Source organism: Corynebacterium sp. (assembly GCF_052107835.1).
Classification (GTDB): domain Bacteria; phylum Actinomycetota; class Actinomycetes; order Mycobacteriales; family Mycobacteriaceae; genus Corynebacterium.
This window is the reverse complement of the sequence record NZ_JBQEDF010000003.1, coordinates 40,683-52,974: the sequence shown is the minus strand read 5'-3', so window position 1 is coordinate 52,974 and position 12,292 is coordinate 40,683. Positions and strand designations below refer to the sequence as shown.

Annotated in this window: 10 protein-coding genes; 6 read left to right on the top strand and 4 right to left on the bottom strand. The window is 68.4% G+C overall.

Features of this window, described 5'->3' with window-relative positions:
* The first annotated feature begins 68 nt into the window (after nucleotides 1-68).
* Genes ACTIL2_RS01265 through ACTIL2_RS01250 form a run of 4 tightly spaced genes read left to right on the top strand, consistent with a single transcriptional unit; the run spans nucleotide 69 to nucleotide 4,831 of the window.
* The gene (locus ACTIL2_RS01265; RefSeq protein ID WP_442335629.1) at nucleotides 69-629 is read left to right on the top strand and encodes a PadR family transcriptional regulator; all 561 of its coding nucleotides are present in this window, start codon (nucleotides 69-71) and stop codon (nucleotides 627-629) included.
* A 53-nt stretch (nucleotides 630-682) separates the two neighbouring features.
* Complete coding sequence (locus ACTIL2_RS01260) at nucleotides 683-1,363, top strand: ABC transporter ATP-binding protein (RefSeq protein WP_442335680.1); 681 nt, start codon at nucleotides 683-685, stop codon at nucleotides 1,361-1,363.
* A gap of 8 nt (nucleotides 1,364-1,371) precedes the next feature.
* On the top strand, nucleotides 1,372-3,921 hold the full coding sequence (locus tag ACTIL2_RS01255) for an FtsX-like permease family protein (RefSeq protein ID WP_442335628.1): 2,550 nt from the start codon (nucleotides 1,372-1,374) through the stop codon (nucleotides 3,919-3,921).
* 43 nt (nucleotides 3,922-3,964) lie between these two features.
* Nucleotides 3,965-4,831, top strand: a complete 867-nt coding sequence (locus ACTIL2_RS01250; protein WP_442335627.1) for a lipase family alpha/beta hydrolase — start codon at nucleotides 3,965-3,967, stop codon at nucleotides 4,829-4,831.
* Between the two features lie 25 nt (nucleotides 4,832-4,856).
* Here ACTIL2_RS01250 and ACTIL2_RS01245 read toward each other — a convergent pair whose 3' ends face one another.
* Nucleotides 4,857-6,539: a sensor histidine kinase gene (locus ACTIL2_RS01245; protein ID WP_442335626.1), complete on the bottom strand. Its 1,683-nt coding sequence runs from the start codon at nucleotides 6,537-6,539 to the stop codon at nucleotides 4,857-4,859.
* On the bottom strand, nucleotides 6,539-7,267 hold the full coding sequence (locus tag ACTIL2_RS01240) for a response regulator transcription factor (RefSeq protein ID WP_442335625.1): 729 nt from the start codon (nucleotides 7,265-7,267) through the stop codon (nucleotides 6,539-6,541). The genes ACTIL2_RS01245 and ACTIL2_RS01240 overlap by 1 nt, the downstream gene beginning before the upstream one ends.
* Nucleotides 7,268-7,405: 138 nt before the next feature.
* Between ACTIL2_RS01240 and ACTIL2_RS01235 the strand changes: the two genes are divergently transcribed.
* Nucleotides 7,406-8,161: a L,D-transpeptidase gene (locus ACTIL2_RS01235; protein WP_442335624.1), complete on the top strand. Its 756-nt coding sequence runs from the start codon at nucleotides 7,406-7,408 to the stop codon at nucleotides 8,159-8,161.
* Between the two features lie 100 nt (nucleotides 8,162-8,261).
* Here ACTIL2_RS01235 and crtI read toward each other — a convergent pair whose 3' ends face one another.
* Both crtI and ACTIL2_RS01225 read right to left on the bottom strand, forming a co-directional pair.
* A complete protein-coding gene (gene crtI / locus ACTIL2_RS01230) occupies nucleotides 8,262-9,836 on the bottom strand; it encodes a phytoene desaturase family protein (RefSeq protein WP_442335623.1) in 1,575 nt (524 codons plus the stop codon).
* Nucleotides 9,833-10,717 carry a squalene/phytoene synthase family protein gene (locus ACTIL2_RS01225; protein WP_442335622.1) on the bottom strand — a complete coding sequence of 295 codons (885 nt, stop codon included), beginning with the start codon at nucleotides 10,715-10,717 and terminating at the stop codon, nucleotides 9,833-9,835. Before ACTIL2_RS01225 ends, crtI begins: the two co-directional genes overlap by 4 nt.
* 126 nt (nucleotides 10,718-10,843) lie before the next feature.
* On the opposite strand from ACTIL2_RS01225, the gene ACTIL2_RS01220 reads away from it, so the two are divergent.
* On the top strand, nucleotides 10,844-12,259 hold the full coding sequence (locus tag ACTIL2_RS01220; protein WP_442335621.1) for an MFS transporter: 1,416 nt from the start codon (nucleotides 10,844-10,846) through the stop codon (nucleotides 12,257-12,259).
* The last annotated feature ends 33 nt before the right edge of the window (nucleotides 12,260-12,292 follow it).

Sequence of the window (12,292 nt, the reverse complement as noted above, 5' to 3'; positions counted from 1 at the left end):
AACTTACTCGGTAAGCTCCGTCATGAGCTTACCGAGTAAGCACCTGACCACCCCATGAGGAACCCGCCATGTCCATCAAGTTCGCCCTGCTCAGCCTGCTGGCTGAACAACCGGCAAGCGTCGGTCATCTGAGACGTACCTTCGAGGAACGCACCCACGACACCTGGCCGGTCAACGTCGGCCAGGTGTACCAGACCGTCCAGCGTCTGGTCCGTGACGGCCTGGCGGAGGTCACCGGCACAGAGACCGGCCAGTCCGGACGGCACACCGAGATCTTCGCCCCCACCGCCTACGGGCTCGCCGAGCTGACCCACTGGTGGAGGACCCCCGTCCTGCCACCGCCGAATGACCGGGACGACCTGGTGATCAAGACCGCCATGGCCGCCGCCACCACACCCGACCATCTCCCCGGAGGACTCGACCTCACCCGGGTCCTCCACGACCAGCGCCTCGCCATCCTCGACGAGCTACGGCAACTGACCAGGCAGAAGGTGGACGTTCCGCCGTCCACCGCCGCCGACCGCCTCCAGCTGGAACGCCGCATCTTCGACCTGGAGTCCCAGGTCCGCTGGCTCGACCAGGTGGAAGCTCTGCCGCCCGCCACACCCTCACACCAGGAGAATCCATGACCCGCCCGAACCCCTCCTCTCCACTGTCCCCGCAACGCCTGTCGGGTTCCGAAATGTCCACGGAGGCTGCCGCCCTGCATCTGGAGCAGGTCAGCCGGTTCCACGAGGACGGCCCGAACGTGGTCACCGCCCTGGACCGGGTGACACTGACCATCGAACCCGGCGAACTGGTCGCGGTGATGGGGCCGTCCGGATCGGGGAAATCCACCCTCCTCAACGTCGCCGGCACCCTGGACACCCCCAGTGACGGCCGCGTCCTGGTTGCCGGGGTGGACGTCTCGCACCTGTCCCCGCAGGCCCGCGCCGAGGTCCGGCGCACCCATGTGGGCTACGTCTTCCAGGACTACAACCTGATCCCCACCCTCACCGTCGCCGAGAACATCTCGCTGCCGCTGGAGCTCAACGGCACGAAGCGCAAGGACGCCCGGTTGGAGGCGCTCTCCGCCCTGGACGAGATCGACCTGTCCGACATCGCCGACCGCTTCCCCTCCGAGGTCTCGGGCGGGCAGCAGCAGCGCGTGGCGGTGGTCCGGGCACTGATCGGTGACCGGCACCTGATCCTCGCCGACGAGCCGACCGGTGCCCTGGACTCCGTGACCGCGGAATCGGTGATGGGACTGCTGCGCAGCCGGGTCGATGACGGTGCGGCCGGACTTCTGGTCACCCACGAGCCCCGCTTCGCGGCATGGGCTGACCGCACCGTGCACCTGCGCGACGGAAAGATCGTGGGGTGAGTGCCGTCATGACACGACTCAGGGTTGCCCTGCGCCTGGCCCGGCGTGACCTCGCCGGGCATAGGGTCCGCTCCATCGTCGCCGTCCTGCTGTTCGCCCTGCCGGTGTCGCTCGTCGTGGGTTTCGCGTCCATGATCGAGAGCTTCAATCGCGACGACCACACCCTTCCCCTGTCCTCGGTCGGTTCCGTGGAGTTCGCTCAGGACGGCCCCAGGGTCGATCCGTCCCGGTTCGATGATGAACCCGCTTCGCTGCACGACGTAGTCGGCGACGACGTAGACTCCCTGTCTGCAGCCACCCGGCAGGACGGCGAGGCGAGTGCCGGCGACAGGTCGGAGACAATCCTGCTCCACAGTGTCGGTGACCCCGCTGACGACAGCGAGGAACTGATTCCACAGGGCACGGCCATTCTCACGGACAGCGATTCCTATCTGCTCGGCGTCTCCACCGGGGACACCGTCACGATCGACGGCACGGATCTGACCGTCCGGACCACCAACAACTACTACGGCTCGGCGGTCAATGCCGCCGATGTCCCGCACTCCCCGGACGCAAGTGGCCTCATCTGGTACTTCCCCACGGACCCCACCACGGCCGATCACCTCTACGGTGCACTGCAGGCGAACGAGGAGGAGCAAGACCGTACGCCTGCCGGGAACGGCGAGGAATTCGAGCTCGTCTGGGAACCCGAGAGCCAGTCGGAGCGGTTGTTCGACTACAGCAGCTGGATACGGGGCGAAGGGGGCCCCAGCATGGACGGGGCTTCAGTCCCTGCGGCGATCGCCGTGGCAGTACTCGGTGTCCTGTTGATCTCGTCGGTCATTTCCCCGGTGTTCGCTGTCGCAGCCCGACGCCAGCGCCGCGCCATGGGTCTGATGAGCGCAGGAGGTGCCGGGCCACCGGACCTGCGACGGATCATGTTCGCCGAAGGTGTCATGGTCGGCGCAGTCGGGACGGTGCTCGGGCTCGCCCTGTCCGTCGGGGTCGGGGCCGTCCTGACGTCCATCTCCGGTTACGGGGACGTCATGTGGGCATGGGACGTGGCAATCCCCGTCGTTGTTGTCGCCGTGCTCTGCGGCGTGACGTCAGCCCTCATCCCTGCGATTCGCGCGGGGAGGGAGGATCCCGTGCAGGCACTCGCGGACGGCGGGAGTGAGCGGATGACCGGGTTCCGTCCCCGCATGCTCACAGGGCTCCTGTTCCTGGTGCCCGGAATCGTCTACACCAGCATCTCATCGCCGCAGAGCCACACCTTCGGTGTGACCATGATCGGCATCGGCATCATTCTGAGCAGTAGTCTCCTGGTGTGGCTGATGTCGCGTGCCGGACCGTACCTTCCCACCGCCGGACGCCTCGCTGTCCGCGACAGTCTGCGCAACCACCATCGCACGGTCCCTGCGGTGGCTGCGGTCACCGGCGTGACCTTCCTCGCGGCAGTTGCGATGTCACTGAACCCCGGCTCGACCGAGGAATCATCGGTACGCGACAACGTCGCAGTCGTCGACGGACAGGTGGGCGGCGACGCCGAGATCTACGCCGACGACGTCGACCGTGTCGCCGACGCGCTCGGCACCCGGTCAAGCCACGATTTCTCCAGCGTGACAGGAGCCGAGGTCGATGGGCGCAACACCAGCGCCCTGGTGAGAAGCCCCGGGCCCCCGGACGTCCACGCCGCCGACGGCGCCAACATGTCCACCGGGTACTACAACAGCTCCCCCAGGGTGATCGACGACATCGGCGTCCATGACGGCAGTCTCTTCGGCATCTACGACGATGCGGACCGGGCAGACGTGGACCGCGCGTCACAGGCCATGGAGGACGGGTACGCCGTCACCACCGACCCCTCACTCATCGAGGACGGCCGCATCACCATCGACCTGAAGGAGGCGGATAATCAGTGGGGTTATCCGCGTGAGGACGCGGAACCCGTTGACACCCGCACCGTGCCAGCCGTTGCAATCCCATCACTGCACGGGAGCATCAGCAACACCGGGGTGTCCATGAACCAGGCGACCGCTGATTCACTGGGGTTGGACACCGCCTACAACGGCACCGCACTGATCCTCGACTCCCCGGTGTCCCAGATTGAGGCCGCGATGGCCAGCACGGGTCTGTGGCCGGTGAATTCGGAGGCCGTCAATGTTGAGACCCCCGCCGTCGACGGTGTCCGAGCAGGTTTCGCCGCAGTCTCCGTCCTCCTGAGCTGGATCCTCACCCTGGGGACGATCCTGCTGGTTGTCCTGCTTGCCGCCACGGAGTCCCGGCGCGACATGGCCACCATCGCCGCAATCGGAGCGGCACCCGGACTGCTGCGGCGGTTCTCCGCGACCCAGGCGTTGTTCGTGTCACTGGCGGGAACCCTCACCGGCGTGGCCTTCGGGCTGCTGCCGGCCCTTCTGAACTCCCTCACGTCGGGTGGGGTCGGATTCCTGTCCTCGACCCAGTGGATCGCAGTGGGGTTGACCGTGTCCGTCGGCCCGCTGCTGGCATGGGTCACCGGACAGATCATCGGGGCCGTGACCTCGCGGGACCGCTCCCCGGTGCGGCGTCGGGAATAGTCAGGATGCGGTACTTCCGTGCCGGTCATGGCACAGTAGTGGGATGCACCAATCATCCCAGCCCCCCATGCTCGCCCGACTGCTGGGCCGACTGCCCGCGCCCGCGGCCCCGTGGGCGGACTCGGATGCGTCCGCACCCGCCACCGCAGCGGAAGACGCCTCCCCCATCGTGCTCGTCCACGGCAGTGCCGGCAGCCGCAACAACTTCGAGGAGTCCGTCCCGGTCATCCGGGAGTCCGGGCGCCCCGTCCTGTCCGTCTCCTACGGCCACCGCGGCACCGCCGACATCCGCTGGTCCCTGGAGGAGGTCGCCGCCCAACTCGGGGTTCTCTCGGATCGCTTCGGCACCCTTGACCTGGTCGGGCACTCCCAGGGAGGGCTGCTGTCACTGGCTGCGTCCGGCATCCTCAACGAGGACGCCGGCCGCGACCGGATAGGCCATGTCGTGGGCCTCGCCGCGGACTTCCGCGGGGTTGCCCGGCCCCGCTTCCTGCCGCCGGAGAACCCCTGGCTGCGCAGGGTCGACCGGGCGTTCTCGCCATCCTTCGCCGACCAGCTCGTCGGCTCCGAGGCACTGCGTGAGGTTCTCCCGCACACCGGCCGCAGCAGCGTCCCGGTCACCCAGATCATGCTGCGCGGGGACCGGATCGTCCCGGCCGACCGCGCCCGTGCGTTCGCCGCCCACGACCCGCTGACCGCCATGCCGGCACACCGCGGCCCGGTGCGGATCGTCGAGTTCGAGGACCACTACCCGGACATCCCGATCGGCCACGCGACCATGCCGCACCGGGAGAGCACCGGACGCCTCGTGGTGCAGGCACTGGCGTCCGCGCCGTGCGAGGCAGTCCCGACTCCGGACGCAGCCCCCGCCCACACGACACTCGTGCGGGAATTCACGCCCCAGGCTTAGCCGTTTCCCGTGGGACGTGCGCGGATCAGCGGCCCCACGTGTTGCGGTCGCGGCGGTCCCGGCGGGACCGGTCGTCCGGCGGGGGCGCAGGGGAATCGTCACCCGGGCCCTCCACGGAGTCCTCGGTGCCAGTACCGGTCCCGGTGCCGTTGTCGGTGCCGTCGGCGGCCCCGTCACCGGAGTCACCCGAACCATCAGTGCCCTCAGCACCGTCAGCGTCATCAAGCTCGTCCAGGTCCTCGGTCCCCATCTCGTCCTCCAGGGCGGGCAACACGATGTGGAAGGCCGTCCCCTCACCCGGTTCACTCTCCACGGTGATCGTGCCGTCGTGCTTCTCGATCAGGCGCTTCGCGATCGACAGTCCCAGTCCGGAACCGCCCGACGCCCGGGAGCGCGACACGTCCGCACGGTAGAAGCGCTCGAACAGGTGCGGAAGATCATCCGGTGAAATGCCATCCCCATCGTCCGTGACGTCCAACGCCACCGTCGACTCGTCCGGCCGGCTCAACCGGATCCCCACCGAGGCGTCGTCGCCGGCGTGGCGCAGTGCATTGGTCACCAGGTTGCCCACGACCTGGTGCAGCCGGGCACTGTCTCCGACCGTGACGGGAACCGACCTGGCGTCGTTACGCACCGTCACCGACCGTCCCGGGAAACCGACCCGGGCATTCTCCGCCGCGGCCAACGACAGCTCCAGCAGGTCCACGGGATCCTGGCGCATCGGGCGACCCTCATCCATCCGCACCAGCGTCAGCAGGTCCTCCACCAGCAGGCTCATCCGTCCCGCCTCGTCGGAGATGCGGTCCATCACCATGTCGGGATCGTCGGTGGCGCCGGAACGGTACAGGTCCGCGTAGCCGCGCACACTGGTCAACGGCGTCCGCAGCTCATGGGACGCGTCACCGATGAAGCGGCGCATCGACGCCTCCGCATCGCGTGCCTGGCGCTCGGAGTCGTTGACCGCGATGAACGCGCCCTGGATCTGCGCGAGCATGCGGTTCAGAGCCACCGACAGTCGTCCGACCTCCGTGCGTGGCGACCAGTTCGGGACGCGCTGGTCCAGGTGCCCGCGCGCGATCCGTCCCGCTGTCTGCTCCACCTGGTACAGCGGCTGCAGGGCGCGCCGGACCAGGAACATGCTGGCGGCGATCAGCACCGCCAGGATGACCAGGCTGATCGTGACCAGCATCGTGGTCATCTGGTTCATGATCTTCGTCTCGCCCGCCATCGGCAGGGCGTAGGCGGTGACGGAACCGGCGTCGTTCACCGTCGCCGCCGCCCGCCACGGGGCCGAGGACGCCGAGTCACCGGTCGCCGGAACGGTCACCGCACTCGTCGGGTCCGTGATCGCCGACAGGTCCGGCTGCGACTCCGTGATGCTGTTGAGTGGGTACCCCCCGCATGGGTCGTCGACGATCTCGACGTACACGTTCGACGCCAGCCCCTCCGTGGGGCGGGACTGCAGGGAGGACCAGTCCTCGGCGCAACTCGACGATGTCGTCTCCTCCGCCGTCGACCTGACCGCCTGGAGCTGCTCGTCCACCCGCTCGGTCATGAACCGTTGCATCATCCCGGAGACGACCGTGCCCGACACGGTCAGCCCCAACGCGGTCAGCACCGCGATCACCAGCACCAGGGACACCCGTAGGGGGTAGTGGGATAGGAAGACCCCGGGGTAGGTCTTCCTGCCGGACGAGGGCTGGGACATCAGTTCCGGGGCAGACGCAGCACGTACCCCACACCACGGACGGTGTGGATCAGCCGGGGCTCCTGCGTGTCGATCTTGCGGCGCAGGTAGGAGACGTAGGACTCGACGACATTGCCGTCACCGCCGAAGTCGTACTCCCAGACGGCGTCGAGGATCCGCGACTTCGGGACGACGACCTCGGAGTTGATCAGCAGGTAGCGCAGCAGCTTGAACTCCGTCGGCGACAGATCCACGACCTTGCCCGCCTTGGTCACCTCGTGCATGTCATCGTTCAGGGTGATATCGGCATAGGTGATCAGGGAGGAATCGTCCTCCTCCGCAGGCTGGATACGGCGCAGGATCACCCTCAGACGGGTGATGACCTCCTCCAGGGCGAAAGGCTTGGTGACGTAGTCGTCGGCGCCGATGGTCAGCCCGTGGATACGGTCGTCCACCCCGTCCTTCGCGGTGAGGAACAGGACGGGGGCTTCGTGACCGTCCTCGCGCAACTTGTTGAGCAGGGTGAATCCGTCCATTCCCGGCATCATGACGTCGAGGATGAAAGCGTCGGGACGGAAGGACTTCGCGATCTCGCGGGCGGTGGCACCGTCTGCGGCGGTACGGACCTCGAAATCCTGGAACTCCAGGCGCGCCTTGATGAGGTCGGCGATATTCGCCTCGTCATCGACGACCAGGACTTTCACTGGTGCGCTGCTGGTGCTGGAGTGGTTGGCATTGGGCACGTTCATGACTCCCTAGTCTGGCCCCTGAAGCCGGGGACTGCATGCATGACGCTTCCAGGTTACCTGTGATTTCGGTGAACTTTCACCGGGTACGGGCAGTGTCACATCTGGCTCTGATAGTCCCCACGGTATAGGCTTCCCCCTGTGAACATACGGAGAACCATCGCCACCCTCGGGACCGCCCTCGCCGTCGCTGCCGGCATCGGCGCCGCCCCCGCCATCGCCGCCCCCTCTGCCCCGGCCGTCCCCGACGTCAACACGATCGTCAAGGACACCGGCATCGAACTGCCGTCCCCGGACGAGATCGAGCAGCTGATCGAGGACGGCGCACTCGACGCCCACGACGCCGCACTGCTGCAGGCGGGCCAGATCCCCGCCGAGTTCCGCGACGCCTACGCGCAGGGCGTCCGCGACCTGACCGACCTGGTCGCACCGGGCGCCGTCCAGCAGCGCGAGGACGATCGTGCCGCCAAGGCCCGCGCCGAGGCCGCCGCCCGTGCCGAGGCCGAGCGTGCCGCGGCCCGCCAGGCTGAGCTGGACAGCACCCGCAACACCCCCTGCCCCGCCTCCGCGCGCGTCTGCGTCGACATCGACGGCAAGCGCACCTGGCTGCAGCAGGGCGGCGACACCTCCTACGGCCCCGTGCCGATGTCCCCGGGCAAGTCCGGCCAGGACACCCCGCGCGGCTCCTTCGCCGTGCAGTACAAGGTCAAGGACGAGGTCAGCCGCGAGTTCAACAACGCGCCGATGCCCTACGCCGTGTACTTCACCCTGAACGGCCACGCCTTCCACCAGGGCACCCTGGACTCACAGTCCGCCGGTTGCGTGCGCCTGAACAACCAGGACGCGGTGACCTACTTCAACGCCCTGCAGCCGGGCGACCAGGTCTTCATCTACTAGTCCTCCGCCAGCGGCATCCCGGCACCCAGAGTCAGTTCCTTCACCGGAAAACAGCCTCGGGTGCCGGGATGCCGTCACTGTTCGGCACGACTGTGCACAGCTACGTATGACGCAGCCTGGTCGCCACATTCTCCGCACTGATCAGGCACATCGGAACGCCCACGCCGGGAGTGGTGGTGGCACCCGCGTAGTAGAGGTTCGACACCGCCCGCGAACGGTTCGTCCCCCGCATGAACGCCGACTGCGTCAGCGTGTGCGCCAGACCGAATGCCCAGCCGTGCCATGAGTTGTAGCGTTCCGCGAAGTCCGCTGGCCCCAGGGTTCGCCGCACGACGATGCGGGACGCCAGGTCGCCGATCCCCGCCCGACCGGCGATGAGGTCGACGGCGGCGTCCGCGATCTCCTCCACTCGGCCGGACGGATCCCCGTACGCCGAACCGCGGCCGATCGATTCCTCCGTGGCGACCGGGACCAGGATGAACAGGTTCTCGTGTCCCTCCGGGGCCACGTCGGTGTCTGTGGCGGAGGGCTTCGACACGTACACCGAGTCGGACGCGCCGCTGGAGTTCCCCGACCCCCCGAAGACCGCGGCGAAGTCGGGCGTCCAATCCTCGCTGAAGATCAGCGTGTGGTGCGCCAGTTCCGGGAGTTCACCCCGGACCCCTAGCATCACGACGACGGCACCGACCCCGGCATGCCGGTGGTCCCAGTGCGCCTCCGGGTAGGTCCGCAGTCCGGCGGGGAGCAGTGTTGTCTCGGTGAAGTGCAGGTCAGCAGCGCTGACCACGGTATCGGACGCCAGAACTGACCCATCCGCGAGGCGTACGCCGGTGGCCCGCGCACGCGAGGGGACGATGCGCCCCAGGCCGGGGATACGTCGCAGCGGGTTGGCGGAACCACGGTCGGTCAGAACCTGCGTGACCTCCGCTCCGGTGCGGATCTCCACACCGTTGGCGACGGCGAGGCCGCGCATCGCCTCCACCAGGGAGGTGAAACCTCCGCGCGGGTACGCCACCCCCTGGACCAGGTCGGTGTAGCTCATCAGCTGGTACAGCGCCGGGGCGTCCGACGGCCGCGAGGACAGGAACACCGCCGGGTAGGACAGGATCTGCCGCAGCCGCCGGTCACGGAAACGGGAGTTGACCAGGCTCTCCAGTGAGCCGGTGAGGAGCCGGACGAGGCGTCCCGCCCGGCGCAGGACGGGGAGCCCCAGGAACGGCGCCGGTGAGGAGAAGTGGGTGTACAGGAACCGGTCGACGGCGATGCGGTAGGTGTCACCGGCCTCCTCCAGGTACCCACGGACCCGGTCCCCCGTACCCGGCTCCAGGGACTCGAAGAGCTCGGCCACCTGCTGCTCCCCGACCGGCACATCCACCGGCGGCAGCCCCTCGGGGAGGATGCGGTAGCCGGGCGACAGGTCCACCAGGTCCAGTTCAGCCGCCGTCGAGGTGCCCATCAGGGTGAAGAACCGGTCGAAGGCCTCCGGCATCAGGTACCAGCTGGGGCCGGTGTCCCACCGGAAACCCGGGGCGTCCGGCACGGTCAACGACCCGGCGCGCCCCCCGAGGTCGTCGTTCTTCTCCAGCAGTGTGACGCGGTGGCCGTCGCGGGCCAGGAGTCCGGCGGTGGCCAGGCCGGCGAATCCACCGCCGATGACGGTGACGTGTCCGGTCACCGGAGCACCGCCCTGGCGGTGACCAGTGCCTTCACCGGGGCGGGGACGCTGACCCGGCGCGCGTCCGGTCCGGTCAGACGGGTGGCCGGGGTGGCGCGCAGCCGGTCGACGAGTTCGCCGTAGAGGGCGGTTGCCGCAGCAACCCCGGCGCGGGCTCCCCTGGGAAGTCCGGGGATCCGCGCCCGTGCGGCCTCCAGTTCTGCCGCGGCGTCGTCGAGCAGCCGGTCCTTTGTCCGGTCGTCCAGTGACCCGTCCGATCCCGGGAGGTAGGCGCGGTGCAGGACGGTGGTGTCCTCCCCCATGTCGCGGAGGAAGTTGATCTTCTGGAAGGCGGAGCCGAGGGCAACCGCACCGTCCTGCAGCCACACCCGGTCGGCGGTGGTGGCGCCGTGGGTGAGGAAGATGTCGAGGCACATCAGCCCGATGACCTCCGCCGAGCCGTGGATGTACTCGGCCAGTGAGCCCCCGTCGTGGACGACCGGGTCCAGGTCGGCACGCATGGAGGAGAAGAAGGCGTGCATGTGGTCCATGTCCAGGCCGCAGCGCCTGGCCGTCCCGGCGAAGGCGTGGAGCACGGGGTCGGTGTGGAAGCCCGTGGACGGCGAGTCGGTGACGGCCCGCGCGTAACCCTCGAGGATCTCCCGGACGGTCGCCGCGTCCTCCCCCGCACCGGAAGCCGCCCCGTCCACGATCTCGTCCGCGATGCGCACCACGGCGTAGAGGTTCCGGATGTCCCGGCGCACGTCCGGTGCGAGCAGGCGGGTGGCCAGGGTGAAGGACGTGGAGTAGTGCCCGATCACGTCGGCGGCGACCCGGTCGGCCAGTGCCGGGTACGGGTCGCTGTATTTTCCCCCCTGCCGGGGCACTCGCCAGTTCTTCACGGGTCAACCGTACCTGCACACAGGTCAACGCCGAATCTCCTGATCCACGCCACCGCGCCACCGCCGCAACCGCGTGTTGGCGCCGGGTACACCGGAAAGTTCATCCGGGGTAATAGTCTGTGGGACATGAGTACACCCGAGACACCCGGTGAGTCCGGCGCACCGTCCCCCACAGCGCCCGCCGAGCCGGCCTCGCCGGCCTCGCCGGCCTCGCCGGCCGCCGCGCCCACCCCAGCTCAGTCCAAAGGCATCTTCCGCGGCCCCACCCTGGCGTGGGCGTTCTGGGACTGGGGGTCGGCGGCCTTCAACGCCGTGCTCGTGACCTTCATCTTCTCGGTGTACCTCACCGACTCGGTCGGCACGTCGATCGAGGGCGGGTTCGGCGGCAGCGTGAGTCCCGCCACCTGGTACGGCATCGCCATGGCGGCCGGCGGGGTGACGATCGCGCTGATCGCCCCGGTGATGGGGCGCCGCTCCGACGCCCGCGGCACCCGCCGGCGGTCCGTCACGACCTGGACGATCGTCACCGTGGGACTGATGTTCTGCCTCGTGGGCATCGGGGACGACTCCGCCGGCTTCTTCTGGGCCGGGATCGTCATCATGGCCATCGCCTCGGTCACCTTCGAGTTCGCCGAGGTCAGCTACTTCGCGATGCTCTCGCAGGTCTCCACGCGCCAGACGGTCGGACGGGTCTCCGGTTTCGGCTGGTCGATGGGCTACTTCGGCGGCATCGTACTGCTGCTCATCTGCTTCCTGGGCTTCATCTCGGGCGACGGCGACACCCGCGGTCTGCTGGGCGTCCCGGTGGAGGACGGCTGGAACGTGCGGATCGTCGCCGTCATCGCCGCGGTGTGGTTCCTGGTGTCCGCGATCCCGGTGATGCGCAGGATCCCTGAGAACACCCCGGACCCGTCGGCGAAGGACACGTCGCTGCTGGAGTCCTACCGGGGACTGTTCCGGGACATCGGCGAGCTGTGGCGCACCGACCGCTCCTCGGTGTGGTTCCTGATCTCCTCCGCGGTGTTCCGTGACGGCCTGGCCGGTGTGTTCACCTTCGGCGCGGTCCTGGCGGTGTCGGTGTACGGGTTGAGCGCATCGGACGTCCTGTTGTTCGGTGTCGCCGCCAACGTGGTCTCCGCGCTCGGCGCCCTGGCCGCCGGCTACATCGACGACCGGAAGGGCCCGAAGCCGGTGATCATGGTGTCCCTGGTCCTGCTGGTGGTCGACGCCGCCGTGCTGTTCGTCGTGGACGGGCCGCTGATGTTCTGGATCTTCGGTCTGCTGCTGTGCCTGTTCGTCGGGCCGGCGCAGAGTGCGTCGCGCTCCTACCTGACCCGGATCAGTCCGGAGGGACGCGAGGGCCAGATGTTCGGTCTGTACGCGACGACCGGACGCAGTGTCAGCTGGATGGCCCCGGCGGCGTTCGCGATCTTCACGGGCGTCACCGGGGACGACCGCTTCGGGATCTTCGGCATCGCTGTCGTCCTGCTCGCCGGTCTCCTGCTCCTGACAAAAGTGAAGTCTCCTCATAAACCCGGATAATCGTGTATGGTGAGCCTGCACTTACAGTCAGGA